Genomic DNA, 19,586 nt, shown 5'->3' with positions numbered 1-19,586 from the left:
GAGAGCCATGACCGGTACGACGGGTGCCGAGACCGACAGCGGCACCGGCGCCGAGCAGGCCCTGAGGCCGCACGCTGAGGACGCGTTCGCGGACGAGCTCAAGGCGCTCGCCGCGGCGGACGACCGGCCGCGCCCCGCCCGGTGGAATCTCTCGCCCTGGGCCGTGGCCACCTACCTGCTCGGCGGGACACTGCCCGACGGCACGGTCGTCACACCGAAGTACGTGGGCCCGCGGCGGATCGTCGAGGTGGCCGTGACCACGCTCGCCACCGACCGGGCGCTGCTGCTGCTCGGCGTGCCGGGCACCGCGAAGACCTGGGTGTCGGAACACCTCGCCGCCGCGATCAGCGGCGACTCGACACTGCTGGTGCAGGGCACCGCGGGCACCCCCGAGGAGGCCATCCGCTACGGGTGGAACTACGCGCAGCTCCTCACCAACGGCCCCAGCAGGGACGCGCTGGTGCCCAGCCCCGTCATGCGGGCGATGGCCGAGGGCCGGCTCGCGCGCATCGAGGAGCTGACCCGCATCCCGGCGGACGTCCAGGACTCGCTGATCACGATCCTGTCCGAGAAGACCCTGCCGATACCGGAGTTGGGCGCCGAGACACAGGCCGTACGCGGCTTCAACCTCATCGCGACCGCCAACGACCGCGACCGCGGGGTCAACGACCTCTCCAGCGCGCTGCGCCGCCGCTTCAACACGGTCGTGCTGCCGCTGCCCGCCTCCGCCGAGGACGAGATCGACATCGTCTCCCGCCGGGTCGACCAGCTCGGCCGCGGCCTCGACCTCCCGGCCGCCCCGGAGGGCGCCACCGAGATCCGCCGGGTCGTCACCGTCTTCCGCGAACTGCGCGGCGGCGTCACCGAGGACGGCCGCACCAAGCTCAAGTCCCCCTCGGGCACGCTCTCCACGGCCGAGGCGATCTCCGTGGTCACCAACGGCCTCGCGCTCGCGGCCCACTTCGGGGACGGCGTGCTGCGGGCCGGTGACGTCGCCGCGGGCATCCTCGGCGCGGTCGTCCGCGACCCGGCCGCCGACCGGCTGATCTGGCACGAGTATCTGGAGACGGTCGTCCGCGAGCGGGACGGCTGGAAGGACTTCTACCGCGCCTGCCGCGAGGTGTCGGCATGACGGTCATGGACGCCGCCACCGGCGGCACGACGACGGGTGACCGCGCGGCGGGCGGCACGCGGACGGCTGACGGTACGGCGGTGCCCGGTCGCGCGGAGGACGGTGCGACGGCGGCCGGAAGCGGGCCGGAGGACCGCGCGGCGGAAGGACTCCGGGCCGGGGCGGTGCCCGCCGCCGTCGTCCGCGGCGGTGCGGGCGGCGACTACGGCGACGACCTCGTACTGCTCGGGGTCCGGCACCACGGGCCCGGGTCCGCGCGGGCGGTGCGGGCCGCGCTCGACGCGTACCGGCCGCAGGCCGTGCTCATCGAGGGGCCGCCGGAGGCCGACGCGCTGCTCGCGCTGGCCGCCGACCCCGCGATGCGCCCGCCCGTCGCGCTGCTGGCGCACGTGGTGGACGACCCGGCGCGGGCCGGGTTCTGGCCCTTCGCCGAATTCTCGCCCGAGTGGGTGGCGATCCGGTGGGCCGCGCAGGCGGGCGCCGACGTCCGCTTCATCGACCTCCCGGCCGCGCACACCCTCGCGCTGCGCGCCGCCGCGGAGGAAGAGGAGGCCGCGTCCGGCGGCCCGGACGCGGAAGGGCCGGTACGGGGGCCGGTGCGAGAAGGAGAGGAAGAGGAGCAGCCCGCCGAGGGGGAGGCGGCCGGAGGGGATACGGACGACGGCGGGGCGGCGGCTGCCGCGCGGATCGACCCGCTGGCCGTCCTCGCCAGGGCCGCCGGGTACGACGACCCGGAGCGCTGGTGGGAGGACGCGGTCGAGCACCGCGGCGGCACGGCGGACGGCGACGGCGACGGCGACCCGCTCGTCCCCTTCGCGGCGCTCGCCGAGGCCATGGCGGCGATCCGCGAGACCTACGGCGACGGCGGCCATGCCCAGGACCCGCTGCGCGAGGCCCACATGCGGCTGCGGGTCCGCGAGGCGCGCAAGGCGTACGAGCGGACGGCGGTGGTCTGCGGCGCCTGGCATGTGCCCGCCCTCACCGAGCGGACGACGGCCACCGCCGACCGGCAGCTCCTCAAGGGCCTGCCCAAGGCGAAGGTCGAGACGACCTGGGTGCCGTGGACCCACCGGCGGCTGGCCAGGGCCAGCGGCTACGGCGCGGGCATCGACTCGCCGGGCTGGTACCGGCACCTGTTCACCGCGCGGGACCGCCCGGTGACCCGCTGGATGACGAAGGTGGCGGGGCTGCTCAGGGAGGAGGACCTGCCGGTCTCCTCGGCCCACGTCATCGAGGCGGTACGGCTGGCCGACACGCTCGCCGCGATGCGGGGCCGCCCGCTGGCCGGTCTCGGCGAGACCACCGACGCGGTCCGCGCGGTGATGTGCGACGGCTCCGACGTGCCGCTCGCCCTGATCCAGGACCGGCTGGTCGTCGGCGACGTGCTCGGCGAAGTCCCGCCGGACGCGCCCGCGGTGCCGCTCGCCCGTGACCTCGCCCGCGAGCAGCGCAGGCTCCGGCTCAAGCCCGAGGCGCTGGAGAAGGAGCTGGAGCTGGACCTGCGCAAGGAGACGGACGCGGGCCGCAGCCGCCTGCTGCACCGGCTGACGATGCTCGGCATCGGCTGGGGCGAACCGGCCGTCGCCCGGCACGGCAAGGGCACCTTCCGTGAGACGTGGCGGCTGCGCTGGGAGCCGGAGCTGGCGGTACGGATCGCCGAGGCCGGGATCTGGGGCACCACCGTGGGGTCGGCCGCCACGGCCAAGGCCGAGGACGCCGCCGTGCACAGCGACGCGCTGGCCGCCGTCACCTCGGTCGCCGAACAGTGCCTGCTCGCCGGGCTGTCCGACGCGCTCCCCGTCGTGATGCGCGTCCTCGCCGACCGCGCCGCGCTCGACGCCGACGTCTCCCACCTCGCCGCCGCGCTGCCCGCGCTGGTCCGTGCCGTCCGCTACGGCGACGTCCGCGGCACCGACTCCGCCGCCCTCGGCGAGGTCGCGGAGGGTCTGGCCTCCCGTATCTGCGTCGGCTTCCCCCCGGCCTGCGTCGGCCTCGACGCCGACGGCGCGGCGGCGCTGCGCACCCACATGGACGAGGTCCACCGCGCGATCGGCCTCCTCCCCTCCCCGGCCCCGCACCCTGCGGTCGGCCCAGGACCGGCGGTTGGCCCAGCGCAGACGGACGCACCCGCACCCGCCTCCGAGCCCGCCTCCGGCACCGAGCCCGCCTCCGGCACCGCACCCGCACCCGCCCCCGGCACCGCACCCGCCTCCGGCGCCGCGCTGGTCTCCGGGGCCAGCGCGCGGGGGCGGGGGGATGCTCCTGGGGGGGACCTTCGGGAGCGGTGGGCGGGGACGCTGCGGGGGTTGGCCGAGCGGGACGGGGCGATACCCGGGCTGCTGCGGGGGGCCGCGACGCGGCTGCTCATGGACGACGGGCGGATCGAGGCGGAGGACGCGGCGCGGCTGATGGGGCTGGCGCTGTCGCCGGGGACGGGGCCCGCGGAGGGGGCCGCGTGGATCGAGGGGTTCCTGTCCGGCGGCGGGATGCTGCTGGTGCACGACGAGCGGCTGCTGGCGCTGGTCGACGGCTGGCTGGCGGCCGTACCGGCGACGGCGTTCAACGACGTGCTGCCCCTGCTGCGGCGGACCTTCGCGGACTTCGAGACCGGGGTGCGGCGCAGCGTGGGGGAGTTGGTGCGGCGCGGCCCCTCGGCGGCGCGCCGCCCGGCCACCGCGTCGGACCCGGGCCTGCCCGGCTTCGGCACCGGCCTCGACGCGGCCCGCGCCGACGCCGTCCTGCACACCGTCCGGCTGCTGCTGGGCACGACCACCACGACCGATCTCGCCGCCAGGCTGACCAACGAGGGGGACCAGGCAGATGACTGACACCGATGAGCGGCTGCGCCGCTGGCGGCTCGTGCTCGGCGGCGGGGGCGCCGACGGCACCGGGTGCGAACTGACCGGCAGGGACGCGGCGATGGACCGTACCCTCGGCGCGCTGTACGGCGGCACGGGCAGCGCCTCGGGGCGCGGGGCCGACCGTTCGGCGGGCCTCGGCGGCTCCGCGCCGCAAGTGGCCCGCTGGCTCGGCGACATCCGTACGTACTTCCCCAGCTCCGTCGTCCAGGTGATGCAGCGGGACGCGATCGACCGGCTCGGGCTGTCGGCGCTGCTGCTGGAGCCGGAGATGCTGGAGGCCGTGGAGGCCGACGTGCACCTGGTCGGCACGCTGCTGTCGCTGAACAAGGCGATGCCCGACACCACCAAGGAGACGGCGCGGATGGTCGTCCGCAAGGTCGTGGACGACCTGGAGAAGCGGCTCGCCACCCGGACCCGCGCCACCCTCACCGGCGCGCTCGACCGCTCGGCGCGGGTCAGCCGCCCCCGGCACCGGGACATCGACTGGAACCGCACGATCCGCGCCAACCTCAAGAACTACCTGCCCGAGCACGGCACCGTCGTACCCGAGCGGCTGATCGGTTACGGCCGCGCCGACCAGGCGGTGAAGAAGGACGTCGTCCTCTGCATCGACCAGTCGGGTTCGATGGCCGCCTCCGTCGTCTACGCGTCCGTCTTCGGCGCAGTCCTGGCCTCGATGCGCTCGATCGCCACCAAGCTCGTCGTCTTCGACACCGCCGTGGTCGACCTCACCGACGAGCTGGACGACCCGGTGGACGTGCTGTTCGGCACCCAGCTCGGCGGCGGCACCGACATCAACCGGGCGCTCGCGTACTGCCAGGGCCTGATCACCCGTCCGGCCGAAACCGTCGTCGTACTGATCAGCGATCTCTACGAGGGCGGTATCCGCGACGAGATGCTGAAGCGGGTGGCGGCCATGAAGGCGGCCGGCGTCCAGTTCGTGGCGCTGCTCGCGCTGTCCGACGAGGGCGCGCCCGCCTACGACCACGACCACGCCGCCGCGCTCGCCGCCCTCGGCGCTCCCGCGTTCGCCTGCACCCCCGACCTCTTTCCCGATGTGATGGCAGCGGCGATCGAGAAACGCCCGATTCCGATACCGGAGGCGTGAACGGCGATCGGGAACGGACCCGGACGGTGATCTGTGACCGTTCTCACCGCCCACATGTGATCTGCGATTTAGCCCGTCACCGCCCTCGGCGATAACCTGCGAGACGGACATGCCGCGTACTCGGTCACCGTGTGCGCTTCCCTTGTGACAGTGCAGTCGCCCTGCCCGTAGCGGCACGCCCAGGCAGATCAGGCAGAAACGCACGCAGCGCCGCACACATCAGGCGGCAGCAGCTTGCGAAATGCTGAATTCCAGGGAAACCAGGAACCCTGGAAACCAGGGAAAAGGGAGACGGACGCGCGTGGACCTGTTCGAGTACCAGGCGAGGGACCTCTTCGCCAAGCACGGTGTACCGGTGCTGGCCGGTGAAGTCATCGACACGCCTGAGGCGGCGCGCGAGGTGGCGGAGCGACTGGGCGGCCGTGCGGTCGTCAAGGCTCAGGTCAAGGTGGGCGGTCGCGGCAAGGCCGGTGGCGTGAAGCTGGCCGCCGACCCGGCCGACGCGGTGGCCAAGGCCGACGCGATCCTGGGCATGGACATCAAGGGCCACACGGTCCACAAGGTGATGCTCGCCGAGACCGCGGACATCAAGGAGGAGTACTACGTCTCCTTCCTGCTGGACCGCACCAACCGCACCTTCCTCGCCATGGCCTCCGTCGAGGGCGGTGTCGAGATCGAGGTCGTCGCCGAGGAGAACCCGGACGCGCTGGCCAAGGTCCCGGTCGACGCCCTGGAGGGTGTGACCCCGGAGAAGGCCGCCGAGATCGTCGCCGCCGCGAAGTTCCCGGCCGACATCGCCGACCAGGTCGCCTCCGTCCTCCAGCAGCTCTGGACCGTCTTCGTCAAGGAAGACGCCCTGCTGGTCGAGGTCAACCCGCTGGTCAAGACCGGCGAGGGCAAGATCGTCGCGCTTGACGGCAAGGTCTCGCTCGACGAGAACGCCGCGTTCCGGCAGCCGGAGCACGAGGCGCTCGAGGACAAGGCCGCCGCCAACCCGCTGGAGGCGAAGGCCAAGGCCAAGGGCCTCAACTACGTGAAGCTGGAAGGCGAGGTCGGCATCATCGGCAACGGCGCGGGGCTCGTCATGAGCACCCTCGACGTCGTCGCCTACGCCGGTGAGGCGCACGGCGGCGTGAAGCCCGCCAACTTCCTGGACATCGGCGGCGGCGCGTCCGCCGAGGTGATGGCCAACGGCCTGGAGATCATCCTCGGCGACCCGGACGTCAAGTCCGTCTTCGTCAACGTCTTCGGCGGCATCACCGCCTGCGACGAGGTCGCCAACGGCATCGTGCAGGCCCTGGAGCTGCTCAAGTCCAAGGGTGAGAACGTCACGAAGCCGCTGGTCGTACGCCTGGACGGCAACAACGCGGAGCTGGGTCGCAAGATCCTGTCCGACGCGAACCACCCGCTGGTACAGCGCGTGGACACCATGGACGGAGCGGCCGACAAGGCCGCCGAGCTGGCTGCGAAGTAAGGGACGAGGACACCGACAACCATGGCTATCTTCCTGACCAAGGACAGCAAGGTCATCGTCCAGGGCATGACCGGCGCCACCGGCATGAAGCACACCACGCTCATGCTCGCCGACGGCACGAACATCGTCGGCGGCGTCAACCCGCGCAAGGCGGGCACCACCGTCTCCTTCGACCAGGGCGAGGTCCCGGTCTTCGGCTCCGTCAAGGAGGCCATCGAGGCCACCGGCGCGGACGTGACGGTCATCTTCGTCCCGGAGAAGTTCACCAAGGACGCCGTGGTCGAGGCCATCGAGGCCGAGATCCCGCTCGCCGTGGTGATCACCGAGGGCGTCGCGGTGCACGACTCCGCCGCGTTCTGGGCGCTCGCCCAGGCCAAGGGCAACAAGACCCGGATCATCGGCCCGAACTGCCCCGGCCTGATCACCCCCGGCCAGTCCAACGCGGGCATCATTCCGGGCGACATCACCAAGCCCGGCCGCATCGGCCTGGTCTCCAAGTCCGGCACCCTGACGTACCAGATGATGTACGAGCTGCGCGACATCGGCTTCTCGTCCGCCGTCGGCATCGGCGGTGACCCGATCATCGGCACCACGCACATCGACGCGCTCGCCGCGTTCGAGGCCGACCCCGACACCGACCTGATCGTCATGATCGGCGAGATCGGCGGCGACGCCGAGGAGCGGGCCGCGGCCTTCATCGAGAAGAACGTGACGAAGCCGGTCGTCGGCTACGTCGCCGGTTTCACCGCGCCCGAGGGCAAGACGATGGGCCACGCGGGCGCCATCGTCTCCGGCTCCTCCGGCACGGCGCAGGCCAAGAAGGAGGCCCTGGAGGCCGCGGGCGTCAAGGTCGGCAAGACGCCGTCCGAGACGGCGCGCCTCGCGCGGTCGATCCTGGCCGGCTGACCTGCGGTCGGCTCGGCACGCCACACGGCGCGGGTCCGGTTCCCTTCCTCGGAAGGGGCCGGACCCGCGCCGTTTCCGCGTCGCGCGGACGGAGCTCGGCCCAGCGGGGTTTCGCCGCTGCCCGTCCCCGCCAGGACCGCGCCTACGGCCAAGACCTCAGGGCAGCGGCGGTTTGCCGGTGTCCGGGCGGAGTCGCGCCCCGTGCGTCCGCTGCCGCGCGCGCCGGGTCGTCGGAGGGGGCGTGGCCCGGGGCGCCGGGGGTGTCGGCGCGGTTCTGGCCCGCCTCGCGGGCGTGCCGGGGCGGCACCGGCTTGCTGTGGTCGGGCGCGACCGCCATGGTCACGACGGTGGCCGTCACGATCAGGGCGGTCAGGGCGAAGGCCGCGACCGTACGCCGCCGTACACCGCGCTCGCTCGCGTCCCGTACGGCGGCCGGTTTCCGGGTACGCGCGGGCGCGGCGTCGTCCTGCTCGTCGGCGAGCAGCGCGCCGAGTTCCACGGACAGGGGCTGGCCGTCCTCGGAGAGTTCCGGCAGCGCCGTGGTCAGGGCGGCCCGCGCGTGGGTGATGCGTGCCGCGGTGATGGGCGTACTGGACTCGGTCTCGGCGGCGGTGCCGGGCAGATCGAGGCCGAGGCCGTCGTAGAGGAGCAGGGCGCGGCGGTGCTCGGCCGGCAGCCGCAGCAGGGCCGCCGCCAAGGGGACGGGGGCGGCCGGGGCGGCGGGTTCGCGGCGGTGGGCCGGGACCCAGCGCTGCCAGGGCGCGAGGGCGAACGCGTAGGCGTTCGCGCGCAGCCAGCCGACCGGATCGGCGTCCCGCGCCACCTCCGGCCACCGCTGCCACGCCTGGTCGAAGGCGCGGGCCACGGCGTCGTCGGCGAGCCGCGGACTGCCGGTCAGGACCAGGACCTGGCGTACGAGCGGGTCCGCGCAGTGCGCGTACAGCGCGTCGAAGGCGGCCTCGGGGCTCGGGCCGGGCAGCACCGGCGGGGCCTGTGCCACGACGGGCACGGCGACGACCGCCACGCGGCCCAGACCGACCGGCTCACGGGTGGGCGCGGGGGAGCGCGGGGGCCTTTTGCGCGCCGGAGCCGTGGGCGGAGGGGTCTTCGCCGCGGGGCTCTTGGACGGCGGGCTCTTCGCGGCCGGCCCCTCGGGCGCCGGGCTCTTGGGCGCGGGACCCGTGGGGTTCTGGGACGGAGCCGGGTCCGCGGCAGGTGCGGGCGCGCCGGACGACGGCGGATTCTGCCGCTGCCGCGACGTCGGCTTCTGCTTGGCCGGTACGGGCTTGGGCGGTGACTGTGTCCCGCCGGTGCGCCTGCGGGCGCTCACCGCGGCGACCCCGAGCCGTCACGCCGTACCCGTGCTCGTACGGATACCCGTACATGTGACAGTGTGAAAAAAGGACACATAGCGCCCATCATGTGCGACACGACGACCTTTCGCCCGCTGCCGGGGCGAAACGGGTGTTGTTGGCACCATGGGTCGCCGTGACCCATACGACCGATCGCATCGCGGCACTGTCCGCCGAGGCCGCTGCCCGGCGGGTCGCGGCGGCACGCGCCACCGCGTTCGCCGGGGGAGCGGTCGCCGCCGGGCTCGGCCTCGGCGTCCTCGGCGCCGTCGTCCTCCTGCTCTGGATCGCCTCGCCCTTCCCCGACAGCGGCCTCGGCGGCGCCCTGCACGTCGGCGCCGCCCTGTGGCTGCTGGCCCAGGGTGCCGACCTGGTCCGTACGGAGACGCTCTCCGGCGCCGCCGCGCCCATCGGTGTGACCCCGCTGCTGCTCACCGCCCTGCCGGGCTGGCTGCTCTTCCGCGCCGCGGCCTCCGCGGTCCGCACGGCGGCCGGGGGCGAGGACGGCCCGCGGCCCGCGGCCGACGTCCGTACGGTGGCCGCCACCGCGGGCTGGCTGCTCGGCGGATACCTGGCCGCCGCGTCCGGCGCCGTCGCGTACGCCGCGGGCGGGTCCTTCCACATCGACGTCCTCGCCGCGCTGCTCTACGTGCCGCTCTTCGCGACCGCCGTGACCGCCGCCGGGGCGTGGTCGGGGTGCGGGCGGCCGTCACTCGCGCGGGTCGGGCCGTACGGCCGGGAGGCCGTCGTCGCGCTGCGGGCCGCCGGGACGGCGGTGGGCGTCGTCATCGGCGGCGGCGCGCTCATCGGCGCCGCCGCCCTCGCGTGGCACGCCGGGGCCGCCGGGCGGACCTTCGCGCAGCTCAGCGCGCCACCGGCCGGACAGCTCGCCGTCCTGCTCGTCGCGGTCGCGCTCGTCCCCAACCTCGCCGTCTGGGGGGCCTCGTACGCGCTCGGGCCGGGGTTCGCCGTCGGCGTCGGCAGCGCGGTCGCTCCCGCCGGGGCCTCCGGCTATCCGACGCTGCCCGGATTTCCGCTGCTCGAGGCGTTGCCGGACGAGGGGAGCGGGGGGTTCGTCGGGTGGGCCACCCTCGCCGTGCCCGTTTGCGCGGGGGTTCTCGTCGCCCGGTCCGTGGGGCGCGCCGCCGACGCGTGGAGCCTGCGGCGTACGGCCTCGGTGGCCTCGGCGGCGGCCCTCGTCACCGGGGTCGCCTTCGCGCTGCTCGCCGCCGTGTCGGGCGGGCCCCTCGGCACCGTCACCCTCGCCGCCTTCGGCCCCTCCTGGTGGGCCACCGGCCTCGCCGCGCTCGCCTGGACGCTGCTGCTCGGTGCGCCCGGGGCCGTGGCGCTGCGCTGGCACCGGGACGGGGCCGCGGTCTTCCGTCCCCGGACCTGGGCCGGGTGGGTCCGGGCCCTGCGGCCCCTCGATTGGCCGGCCGCCACCGCACGCGCCGCGCGCGGGCTCTGGGGGCGGTGCGGCCCCGCGGTGCGGCGCCGTGTCGCCGCCTTGCGGCCGACCCGCGCCGTTTCGGCGTCCGCCGAGGTCCCGGTGCCTGCGGTTCCACCGCCTCTTCCTGCGGAGCCGCCGCCTCCGGCCGTTCCTCCCATGCCGACGCTGCCGCCTGCTCCGATCGCCGCCCCGGCCCCCGTCGTCCCCCGGCCCGAGCCGGACCCCGGGCCCGAGTAGGCCCCCCGCCGGGCTTTCAGCCCGAGAACCCACAGCGTCTGCCCCGCCGGGGCCGGTTCTCCCCCGCGCCCCCGGTGGGGGCTGGTCGCGCAGTTCCCCGCGCCCCTGAAAAGCAGGCCCTTCGTCTGCGCCCGGCAGAAGAGGTCGAGCCCCGTAGGGGCGCGGGGAACTGCGCGACAAGCCCCCACCGGGCGGACGCTCGGCGGATACGGGACCCGAATTTCACGCGCCACCCCCCCCGGAGGGGGTCAGCGGAGGCCGGGGAAGTCGCGGAGGGGGCTGGGGAGGAGATTCTGGCAGGAGTGCGACGCGGGCGTGGTGAGGGCGTCGCTCTTGCAGGTGAAGTAATCGCGGTAGGCGTACTGCAAGGAGTACGTGGTGACGACCAGCGCGAGCGTCACGGCACTGGTGATGATGCCGCTCCAGGCCGCGGTGACGAAGGAGCGCTGGGCGTCGGGCCCGGGCGCGGGCGGGGCGGGCCGGGGCGTCTGGGTGGCGTCGGCCAGGGCGGAGGCCGCCTCGGCGCGGGCCTTGGCCCGGTCCTGCGGGCTCATGCGGAGCGCGGAGATCCCCCAGTAGAGGGCGAGCGCGCCGAGCAGGAGCCCGACCGGGGTCCAGCCCAGGAGGGCGAAGATCAGTCCCCAGCCGCCGCAGACCAGCGAATAGCGCGACCGCCGCTGTGCGGGGTCGGTGGGGTCGAAGCGCGGGCCGCTGCCCGCGGGTCCGGTGGGACCGCCGCCCTGCTCCGGCCTGCGTCCGAACGGGTCAGGGCGTCCGCCCTGGGGCTGCTGATTGCTCCACCCGTGGCCCCACGCGGTGGGCGCGCCGTGCGGCGGCGGGGGCGGACCCTCCGGCCTGTCCCCGGAGCCGCCTTCCGACGAGCCCTCCGACGAGCCCTCCTTCGACGAACCGTCCGAGGGCTGCTGTCGCGGCTGCCACGGACGGTCGGGCGCGCCCTCAGGCGGCGGCGCGAAGGGATTGTCCTGCTGATCGCCCTCGGGCGCGCGCAGCGCGAGACGAATACGGCCGCTGCTCATGATGTGATGCGCCATCCCCTTGGGCTCGACTCCTTCTTCGGCTTGTACCGACGTGTACTGACGTCTTGCAACGACCGTACGACGATGTGCCATCCCTGTCAGATGCGTCACTTACGCCCGCGTGCGGGGCGCGCGAAGTGCCGCTCTCCCGGCAGACGCTACCGTCCGCGCGCTCCCCCGTCCCGTGGGGGCCGCCGGGAGTGCCGGTATCGTTGCTGACGGTCGGCGGCCTCGTAGGGTTCCCCGTCATCCGATCGGCCTCCGACTCGTACGATCCTCTAAACGAGAGAGCACCGCCAGTGGCCGCGCCCGCACACGCCTCCACCCCCGCCCGTCTCGTCGTCCTCGTCTCCGGTTCCGGGACCAATCTCCAGGCGCTGCTCGACGCCATCGAGGCCGATCCCTCGTACGGGGCCGGGGCCCGTGTGGTCGCCGTCGGCGCCGACCGCGACGGCATCGAGGGCCTGGACCGCGCCGTCCGCGCGGGCCTGCCCACCTTCGTCGTCCGCGTCAAGGACCACGAGGACCGCGCCGCCTGGGACCTCGCGCTCGCCGAGGCCACGGCGCGGTACGCGCCCGACCTCGTCGTCTCCGCGGGCTTCATGAAGATCGTCGGCAAGGAGTTCCTGGCCAGGTTCGGCGGCCGGATCATCAACACCCACCCCGCGCTGCTGCCGAGTTTCCCCGGCGCCCACGGCGTACGCGACGCGCTCGCGTACGGCGCCAAGGTGACCGGGTGCACCGTCCACTTCGTCGACGACGGCGTCGACACCGGCCCGGTCATCGCCCAGGGCGTGGTCGAGGTCCGGCCGGACGACACGGAGGACGCGCTCCACGAGCGCATCAAGGAAGTCGAGCGACGACTGCTCGTCGAGACCGTGGGGCGCCTGGCGCGCCACGGCTACCGCATTGAGGGACGAAAGGTTCATGTCGGTGAATAAGCCCATCCGTCGCGCGCTGATCAGTGTCTACGACAAGACGGGTCTCGAAGACCTGGCCCGCGGTCTGCACGAGGCGGGGGTGGAACTGGTGTCGACCGGGTCGACCGCCGGGAAGATCGCCGCCGCGGGCGTCCCCGTCACCAAGGTCGAGGAGCTGACCGGCTTCCCCGAGTGCCTGGACGGCCGGGTCAAGACGCTGCACCCGCGCGTCCACGCGGGCATCCTCGCCGATCTGCGCCTGCCCGACCACCAGCGGCAGCTCGCCGAACTCGGTGTCGAGCCGTTCGAGCTGGTCGTCGTCAACCTCTACCCGTTCAAGGAGACCGTCGCCTCGGGCGCGAGCCCCGACGAGTGCGTCGAGCAGATCGACATCGGCGGCCCCTCGATGGTCCGCGCCGCCGCCAAGAACCACCCGTCGGTCGCCGTCGTCGTCAGCCCGAACCGGTACGCCGACGTCCTGGCCGCCGTCCGCGACGGCGGCTTCGACCTCGCCGCCCGCAAGCGGCTCGCCGCCGAGGCGTTCCAGCACACCGCCGCGTACGACGTGGCCGTCGCCTCCTGGTTCCTGGACGGCTATGCGTCCAACGAGGAGTTCCCCGAGTTCAGCGGGCAGACGTACGACCTCCAGCAGACGCTGCGCTACGGCGAGAACCCGCACCAGGGCGCCGCGCTCTACAGCGACGGCAGCGGAAAGGGGCTGGCCGGGGCGGAGCAGTTGCACGGCAAGGAGATGTCGTACAACAACTACGTCGACACCGACGCCGCCCGCCGTGCCGCGTACGACCACGAGGGCGTCTGCGTCGCGATCATCAAGCACGCCAACCCGTGCGGGATCGCGGTCGGCACGGACGTCGCCGACGCCCACCGCAAGGCGCACGCCTGCGACCCGGTCTCCGCGTACGGCGGCGTCATCGCCGTCAACCGGCCCGTGTCGGTGGCCATGGCCGAGCAGGTCGCCGAGATCTTCACCGAGGTGATCGTCGCGCCCGGGTACGAGGACGGCGCCGTCGAGATCCTCGCGCGCAAGAAGAACATCCGCGTCCTGCGCTGCGCCGACGGGCCCGAGACCGTCACCGAGTACAAGCCCATCGAGGGCGGCCTCCTCGTCCAGGCCAAGGACCGCTTCCAGGCCGAGGGCGACGACCCCGAGACCTGGACCCTCGCCACCGGGGACGCGCTGACGGCGGCCCAGCTCGCCGAACTGGCCTTCGCCTGGCGCGCCTGCCGCGCCGTCAAGTCCAACGCCATTCTTCTCGCGAAGGGCGGCGCCACGGTCGGCGTCGGCATGGGGCAGGTCAACCGGGTCGACTCCGCCAGGCTCGCCGTCGAGCGCGCCGGGGCCGAGCGCGCCACCGGCTCCTACGCCGCCTCCGACGCCTTCTTCCCGTTCCCCGACGGGCTCGAGGTCCTCACCGCCGCCGGGGTCGCCGCCGTCGTCCAGCCGGGCGGGTCCATCCGCGACGAAGCCGTCATCGAGGCGGCGGCCAAGGCGGGAGTCACGATGTACCTGACGGGGACGCGGCACTTCTTCCACTAGGACCCTGGCGGTACGCCGATCCTTCACAGGGCGCGGGGACCGCGCGTCCGGCCGTGACGTGCTCGCACGTCACCACCGGCCCCGGCGGGGCGGACCGGTGGTCTTCGGACCACCGGCCGGTGGGGCCGGCCGCGCGGTTCCCCACCCCCCCCCGCGCACGCCGCCCCGCGTCAGCGCGGGGTCGGTCAGGACTGGTCCTTGATGACCACGGTGTGGACCATCTTGTCGGCGAAGGTCTGCTTCTTCGCGTCCCACAGCGGCCAGAGGAACCCGAGGTAGCACGGCAGGCCGTCCAGGACGTGGAGCAGGCGGCGGCCGAAGGCGAGGCCGAAGCCGAGGGTGGAGCCGTCGTGTTCGCGCAGGAGGCGGATGCCGACGATCTTCTTGCCGGGGGTCTGCCCGGTGCTGCCCTCGCGGTAGCAGAGGAAGAGCATGGCGACGAGGCTGAGCAGGCCGCCGATGAGGATCAGCGCGACGGAACCGCCGGACACGTGCGGGTTGGGGCACGCGTCGCGGGGGATGCCCGCGTCGTCGCAGTCCTGCCAGCGGTCGGCGAGCTTGACGGACATCTGGGTGTAGCCCGCGATGACCAGCCCGCCCGGTACGAGGTTGAACATCAGCGCGTCGAGCAGCGTGGCACCGAGCCGGGCGCCCCAACCGGCCAGCGGGGGCATGCCGGGCGGCAGGTTCCCCTGCGGGTAGCCGTACGGCGCCTGGCCCGGGTAGCCGCCGCCGGGGTAGCCGTAGCCGCCGGGCTGCTGCTGTTGCTGCGGGTATCCGGGGTAGCCGCCGGGCTGCTGCTGGTACGGGCCCGGCTGCTGCGGGACGCCCTGGCCGTACGGGTTCTGCGCGTAGGGCGGCTGCTGCGGCGGCTGGGACGGTCCGCCGTACGGGTTTCCGGGGCCGGGAGGGCCGGGGGGTTGGCTCACGTGCTGCTTCCTTACGCGCGCGGCTGGGACGACAGGGCCGGTCGGGACGGCGGCGGCCGGACCGCATCCGTCGTATATCCGTCGTACTGGCCCAATCGGGGGACGAGGCCACATCGTGGGGCCCCTGTGCCCCGGCGCGCAAGGGACCAGAGGTGTCGGACCGAGGTCGGGACGGTGCCTCCACGGTGCGGCGGTCCGGGCAGCGGCCGGGGCACCGGTCGAGGCACCCGTCCGGGCGTCGGCGGGCGTCGGCGGGCGTCGGCGGGGGCCGGGCACGGCACAGGCGGCGCTCAGGTAACACCCAGGCGGGGTTCGCGCCGGGGGCGGATTGGTCCGGCGCGGGTCCGATCCGCGAGAATGGCGGGCATGACCGCCCAGATTCTCGATGGCAAGGCCACCGCCGCCGCGATCAAGTCCGAACTCGCCGAACGCGTCAAGGCGCTGAAGGCCCGCGGGATCACCCCCGGCCTCGGCACGCTGCTGGTCGGCGACGACCCGGGCAGCAAGTGGTACGTCGCGGGCAAGCACCGCGACTGCGCGCAGGTGGGCATCGGCTCCATCCAGCGTGAACTCCCGGACACCGCCACGCAGGAGGAGATCGAGGCGGTCGTCCGCGAGCTGAACGCGGACCCGGCCTGCACCGGCTACATCGTGCAGCTCCCGCTCCCCAAGGGCATCGACACCAACCGGGTGCTGGAGCTGATGGACCCGGCCAAGGACGCGGACGGGCTGCACCCGATGAGCCTCGGCCGACTCGTGCTCAACGAGACCGGGCCGCTGCCCTGCACCCCCAACGGCATCGTGGAGCTGCTGCGCCGCCACGGCGTGGAGATCAACGGCGCCGACGTGGTCGTGGTCGGCCGCGGCATCACCGTGGGCCGCTCGATCGGCCTGCTGCTGACCCGTAAGTCGGAGAACGCGACGGTCACCTTGTGCCACACCGGCACCCGTGACCTCTCCGCGCATCTGCGACAGGCCGACATCGTCGTGGCCGCCGCCGGTGTGCCGCACATCATCAAGCCGGAGGACGTGAAGCCGGGCGCGGCCGTCCTGGACGTCGGCGTGAGCCGTGACGAGAACGGCAAGATCGTCGGTGACGTGCATCCGGGCGTGGCCGAGGTGGCCGCCTGGATCTCGCCGAACCCCGGTGGCGTCGGCCCGATGACGCGGGCGCTGCTCCTCCAGAACGTGGTGGAGGCGTCCGAGCGGGCCGCGGGCGATGTCGGCTGATCCGGGTCCCGCGGCAGGGGCCGCGGACTTCGGCGCCGGGGGGCCGGGGACCGGCCGGACGCCGGGGGAGGGCCGTGAGAACGGCTCGGGCCCGGCGTCGGCGCCGGTGCCCGCGCCCGCGTCCGCCGGGCACTCCTCTGGGCACTCCCTCGGACAGGCGGCCGGAATCACCGGGGAGCACGGCAGGCACGAGGCCGGGCCCGGCAGGACCACCGCGCGTCCCGAGGGCGGCGGCCGGGCGGCGGGCAAGGACGCCCCCGCGCCCGCCCGGCAGTGGCCGATCCTGCTGGTCATCTGCGGCGCGGCCATCGGGCTGATCGTCACGGCGGCCGGCGCCTTCCGCGCGGGCACGATCGTGATCGGGGCGTCGCTGCTGGTCGGCGCCGCGCTGCGCTGGGGCGTGACGGCGGTCGGCATGCTCGCGGTCCGCAGCCGGTTCACTGATGTGATCACGTACGGGCTGTTCGGTCTCGCGATCGTGCTGCTGGCGCTGATGGCGCAGCCGGATCCGCTGATCAGGATTCCGTTCCTGGAGGACATCATCCATTTCTCGGTGCGGTAGCCCGGAACGGTGGGCTGACGCGGGGCCAGGTTCTTTGGTGGCGCGGCCGCGTGGGCGCTCCGCGCAGGTCGCCACCGGCCCCGGCGGGGCAGCCCGGTTGTTTCCCGACCACCGGCCGGTGGTGGGTTGCTCGCGCAGTTCCTCGCGCCCCTGGCGGGGCGGGCCCTCTTTCGTATGGGGGGCGGGCCGGTCTTTTGAGGGGCGCGGGGCTGTGTCTGATCTGCGGCTGCCGCCGCGTGGGCGCTCCGCTTAGGTCGCCACCGGCCCCGGCAGGGCAGCCCGGTTGTTTCCCGGCCACCGGCCGGTGGTGGGTTGCTCGCGCAGTTCCTCGCGCCCCTGGCGGGGCGGGGCCCCTTTTGCATGGGTGGCGGGCCGGTCTTTTTGGGGGCGCGGGGAACTGCGCGGCCTGCCACGGCGCTCGCGCAGGTCACCACCGGTCCCGGCGGGGCACCCCGGTTGTCCCCGGACCACCGGCCGGTGGGGGCTGGCCGCGCAGTTCCCCGCGCCCCTGACGGGGCGCATCCCCCTGGGCGGCCCGCTGATAGCAGGTCCGGACGAGTTCGGGGACGCTGTCCGGAAAGTCCACCCGACAAGGGGACACCCGTTCTAGCGTTGCCCCCGGCGGGGGACTCGTTGAGATAGGGGGCACGATGGGGCAGTGGGAGCCGTTGGCGGAGCGGATTCCGGTGGATGTGCGGCGGCTGGCCGTGCAGTTACGCCGGATGAAGGACCGCGGCGGCCTGACAGTCCCGGCGCTGGCGGCGCGCACGGCGCAGTCCGCGGAGTCGTGGGAGAAGTACCTCAACGGCAGGCAACTGCCGCCGCTGGACGCGGTGGAGGTGCTGGCGCAGGCGAGCGGCGCGGACTACGACCGGGTCGGCGCGCTGTGGAAGCTGGCGGAGAAGGCCGCGACCGGCACCGGCGACAGGGGCCGGGGCAAACCCGTACCGCATCCCGATCCGCTGGACCCGCTGGGCGCGGAGGAGGGTCTGCCGGGCAACCGCCGCCGCAGGGCGCTGCTGTTCGGCACGGCGGGGGTGCTGGCGATCGGCGCGGCGGTGACGGTGCTGCTCGCGGCGGGCCCGAGCACCGGGCGGGCCCCGGCGCCCGAGGCGGCGCCGACGGTGACCGACCGGGCGGGCGCGCCGCTGACGCCGGGAGCGAAGGGCGCGGCGCCCCGTACGTCGCCCGGCACGGGCGGCACGCCGGGAAGAACCGCCCCCGCGGCCGAGCCCTCGGTGACGGTGATGACGGGCGACGGCTCCCCGTCCGCCGGTCCGCCGGGAACACCCGGTGCCACGGCCACCCACGGCGCGGGTCCCGGCAGCGCGCCGGGCGGCGGCGCTCCCGGCACCGTACCGACCGATACCGGGTCCCCTTCGGCGCCCGCGTCCGGAGGAACCGTTTCTCCTACGGATACGCCCACCGGTCCGCCGTCCCCGACCGCGACCGCCACCGGCCGCGGCGGCCTGTGCCTCGGCCTGCTCGTCGTCAACCTCTGCCTGGGCGGCCAGGGCTGAGACGCGCGGACCCGCGGCGCACCGCGCGGACCCGCGGCGCACCGCGCAAACCCGCGGACGCGGGTCCCGCGCGGCACGGGAACGTCACCCGGCGGCCTTCCCGGTGACCGGGGCCACACGCCCTCGCGTCACCGGCGGCGCCGCCGCGCGATAGCCTGACAGACGGCTCTCTTGACGACGAGAGAGTCACGTTCCGGGGCCGCTCGGGCCACTGCCGGGGCGGCAATGCCAGGTACCCGCAGGAAAAGGCCAGGAGAAGGCAATGACTCGCACCCCCGTCAACGTCACCGTCACCGGAGCGGCAGGCCAGATCGGCTACGCCCTCCTCTTCCGCATCGCCTCGGGCCACCTGCTCGGCGCGGACGTGCCGGTGAGGCTCCGTCTGCTGGAGATCCCCCAGGGCCTGAAGGCCGCGGAGGGGACCGCGATGGAGCTGGACGACGCCGCCTTCCCGCTCCTCCAGGGCATCGACATCACCGACGACCCGAACGTGGCCTTCGACGGCGCGAACGTCGCGCTGCTGGTCGGCGCCCGCCCCCGCACCAAGGGCATGGAGCGCGGCGACCTGCTGGAGGCCAACGGCGGCATCTTCAAGCCGCAGGGCAAGGCCATCAACGACCACGCGGCCGACGACATCAAGGTCCTGGTCGTCGGCAACCCGGCGAACACCAACGCGCTCATCGCGCAGTCCGCCGCCCCCGACGTACCGGCCGAGCGCTTCACCGCGATGACCCGCCTGGACCACAACCGCGCGGTCGCGCAGCTCGCGAAGAAGACCGGCGTGCCGGTCTCGGAGATCAAGCGGCTCACCATCTGGGGCAACCACTCGGCGACCCAGTACCCCGACATCTTCCACGCCGAGGTCGCGGGCAAGAACGCCGCCGAGGTCGTCAACGACGAGCAGTGGCTGGCCGACACCTTCATCCCGACCGTCGCCAAGCGCGGCGCCGCGATCATCGAGGCGCGCGGCGCGTCCTCCGCCGCCTCCGCCGCGTCGGCCGCCCTCGACCACGTCCACACCTGGGTCAACGGCACCGCGGAGGGCAACTGGACCTCCATGGGCATCGTCTCCGACGGCTCCTACGGCGTCCCGGCCGGTCTCATCTCGTCCTTCCCGGTCACCACGAAGAACGGCGCCTTCGAGATCGTCCAGGGCCTGGAGATCAACGAGTTCTCGCGCGCGCGCATCGACGCGTCCGTGAAGGAGCTGGAAGAGGAGCGCGCCGCCGTGCGCGAGCTGGGCCTCATCTGAGTCCCGCCTCTTTTCCGTCGGTAAGGGGTCCCGCCCTGGTGCGGGGCCCCTTACGTTT

At 74.1% G+C, this 19,586-nt stretch carries 15 protein-coding genes; 12 read left to right on the top strand and 3 right to left on the bottom strand.

All coding sequences use genetic code 11. From position 1 onward, the window contains the following. Positions 1-7 precede the first annotated feature (7 nt). The 5 genes from ACFY9V_RS27135 to sucD all read left to right on the top strand — a co-directional run bounded on the left by ACFY9V_RS27135 (position 8) and on the right by sucD (position 7,481). Positions 8-1,132, top strand: coding sequence for an AAA family ATPase (locus ACFY9V_RS27135; protein ID WP_391163367.1), 1,125 nt, complete (start codon positions 8-10; stop codon positions 1,130-1,132). Beyond that, positions 1,129-3,960 (top strand): DUF5682 family protein, encoded by a 2,832-nt coding sequence (locus ACFY9V_RS27130; RefSeq protein ID WP_391163366.1) that lies wholly within the window; start codon positions 1,129-1,131, stop codon positions 3,958-3,960. The genes ACFY9V_RS27135 and ACFY9V_RS27130 overlap by 4 nt, the downstream gene beginning before the upstream one ends. Continuing rightward, positions 3,953-5,101: a VWA domain-containing protein gene (locus tag ACFY9V_RS27125; RefSeq protein ID WP_355336838.1), complete on the top strand. Its 1,149-nt coding sequence runs from the start codon at positions 3,953-3,955 to the stop codon at positions 5,099-5,101. Before ACFY9V_RS27130 ends, ACFY9V_RS27125 begins: the two co-directional genes overlap by 8 nt. Before the next feature lie 301 nt (positions 5,102-5,402). After that, on the top strand, positions 5,403-6,575 hold the full coding sequence (gene sucC / locus ACFY9V_RS27120; protein ID WP_355336839.1) for an ADP-forming succinate--CoA ligase subunit beta: 1,173 nt from the start codon (positions 5,403-5,405) through the stop codon (positions 6,573-6,575). A 21-nt stretch (positions 6,576-6,596) separates the two neighbouring features. Next, positions 6,597-7,481 (top strand): succinate--CoA ligase subunit alpha, encoded by an 885-nt coding sequence (gene sucD, locus ACFY9V_RS27115; RefSeq protein WP_355336840.1) that lies wholly within the window; start codon positions 6,597-6,599, stop codon positions 7,479-7,481. Positions 7,482-7,623: 142 nt separating this feature from the next. Here the strand turns inward: sucD and ACFY9V_RS27110 are convergent, their stop codons facing one another. Next, positions 7,624-8,811: a hypothetical protein gene (locus ACFY9V_RS27110; protein WP_391163365.1), complete on the bottom strand. Its 1,188-nt coding sequence runs from the start codon at positions 8,809-8,811 to the stop codon at positions 7,624-7,626. Positions 8,812-8,969: 158 nt separating this feature from the next. Here ACFY9V_RS27110 and ACFY9V_RS27105 point away from each other — a divergent pair, with 158 nt between their 5' ends. Beyond that, positions 8,970-10,520: a DUF6350 family protein gene (locus ACFY9V_RS27105; RefSeq protein WP_391163364.1), complete on the top strand. Its 1,551-nt coding sequence runs from the start codon at positions 8,970-8,972 to the stop codon at positions 10,518-10,520. Positions 10,521-10,768: 248 nt separating this feature from the next. Here ACFY9V_RS27105 and ACFY9V_RS27100 read toward each other — a convergent pair whose 3' ends face one another. After that, positions 10,769-11,572, bottom strand: coding sequence for a hypothetical protein (locus tag ACFY9V_RS27100; protein ID WP_391163362.1), 804 nt, complete (start codon positions 11,570-11,572; stop codon positions 10,769-10,771). Positions 11,573-11,856: 284 nt separating this feature from the next. On the opposite strand from ACFY9V_RS27100, the gene purN reads away from it, so the two are divergent. Beyond that, positions 11,857-12,498 carry a phosphoribosylglycinamide formyltransferase gene (purN, locus tag ACFY9V_RS27095; RefSeq protein ID WP_391163360.1) on the top strand — a complete coding sequence of 214 codons (642 nt, stop codon included), beginning with the start codon at positions 11,857-11,859 and terminating at the stop codon, positions 12,496-12,498. Next, positions 12,485-14,035, top strand: a complete 1,551-nt coding sequence (gene purH, locus ACFY9V_RS27090; protein ID WP_391163358.1) for a bifunctional phosphoribosylaminoimidazolecarboxamide formyltransferase/IMP cyclohydrolase — start codon at positions 12,485-12,487, stop codon at positions 14,033-14,035. The genes purN and purH overlap by 14 nt, the downstream gene beginning before the upstream one ends. 185 nt (positions 14,036-14,220) lie before the next feature. Here purH and ACFY9V_RS27085 read toward each other — a convergent pair whose 3' ends face one another. Further along, positions 14,221-14,964: an RDD family protein gene (locus ACFY9V_RS27085; RefSeq protein WP_355336846.1), complete on the bottom strand. Its 744-nt coding sequence runs from the start codon at positions 14,962-14,964 to the stop codon at positions 14,221-14,223. Between the two features lie 366 nt (positions 14,965-15,330). Between ACFY9V_RS27085 and ACFY9V_RS27080 the strand changes: the two genes are divergently transcribed. From ACFY9V_RS27080 to ACFY9V_RS27065, 4 genes are all read left to right on the top strand, one after another. Then, complete coding sequence (locus tag ACFY9V_RS27080; RefSeq protein ID WP_188283507.1) at positions 15,331-16,194, top strand: bifunctional methylenetetrahydrofolate dehydrogenase/methenyltetrahydrofolate cyclohydrolase; 864 nt, start codon at positions 15,331-15,333, stop codon at positions 16,192-16,194. After that, positions 16,184-16,756, top strand: coding sequence for a DUF3017 domain-containing protein (locus ACFY9V_RS27075; protein WP_391163356.1), 573 nt, complete (start codon positions 16,184-16,186; stop codon positions 16,754-16,756). Before ACFY9V_RS27080 ends, ACFY9V_RS27075 begins: the two co-directional genes overlap by 11 nt. A gap of 650 nt (positions 16,757-17,406) precedes the next feature. Next, positions 17,407-18,276: a helix-turn-helix domain-containing protein gene (locus ACFY9V_RS27070; RefSeq protein WP_391163354.1), complete on the top strand. Its 870-nt coding sequence runs from the start codon at positions 17,407-17,409 to the stop codon at positions 18,274-18,276. Positions 18,277-18,538: 262 nt separating this feature from the next. Further along, positions 18,539-19,528, top strand: coding sequence for a malate dehydrogenase (locus tag ACFY9V_RS27065; protein ID WP_355336849.1), 990 nt, complete (start codon positions 18,539-18,541; stop codon positions 19,526-19,528). Positions 19,529-19,586 lie beyond the last annotated feature (58 nt).

It is taken from the genome of Streptomyces sp. NPDC008317 (genome assembly GCF_042955955.1).
Classification (GTDB): domain Bacteria; phylum Actinomycetota; class Actinomycetes; order Streptomycetales; family Streptomycetaceae; genus Actinacidiphila.
This window is presented reverse-complemented; position numbering and strand designations above follow the sequence as displayed.

Coding starts and splice junctions, on each gene's coding strand:
- ACFY9V_RS27135 (WP_391163367.1), top strand. CDS start 8: ATGACCGGTACGACGGGTGCCGAGACCGACAGCGGCACCGGCGCCGAG.
- ACFY9V_RS27130 (WP_391163366.1), top strand. CDS start 1,129: ATGACGGTCATGGACGCCGCCACCGGCGGCACGACGACGGGTGACCGC.
- ACFY9V_RS27125 (WP_355336838.1), top strand. CDS start 3,953: ATGACTGACACCGATGAGCGGCTGCGCCGCTGGCGGCTCGTGCTCGGC.
- sucD (WP_355336840.1), top strand. CDS start 6,597: ATGGCTATCTTCCTGACCAAGGACAGCAAGGTCATCGTCCAGGGCATG.
- ACFY9V_RS27100 (WP_391163362.1), bottom strand. CDS start 11,572: ATGGCGCATCACATCATGAGCAGCGGCCGTATTCGTCTCGCGCTGCGC.
- purH (WP_391163358.1), top strand. CDS start 12,485: ATGTCGGTGAATAAGCCCATCCGTCGCGCGCTGATCAGTGTCTACGAC.
- ACFY9V_RS27080 (WP_188283507.1), top strand. CDS start 15,331: ATGACCGCCCAGATTCTCGATGGCAAGGCCACCGCCGCCGCGATCAAG.
- ACFY9V_RS27075 (WP_391163356.1), top strand. CDS start 16,184: ATGTCGGCTGATCCGGGTCCCGCGGCAGGGGCCGCGGACTTCGGCGCC.
- ACFY9V_RS27070 (WP_391163354.1), top strand. CDS start 17,407: ATGGGGCAGTGGGAGCCGTTGGCGGAGCGGATTCCGGTGGATGTGCGG.
- ACFY9V_RS27065 (WP_355336849.1), top strand. CDS start 18,539: ATGACTCGCACCCCCGTCAACGTCACCGTCACCGGAGCGGCAGGCCAG.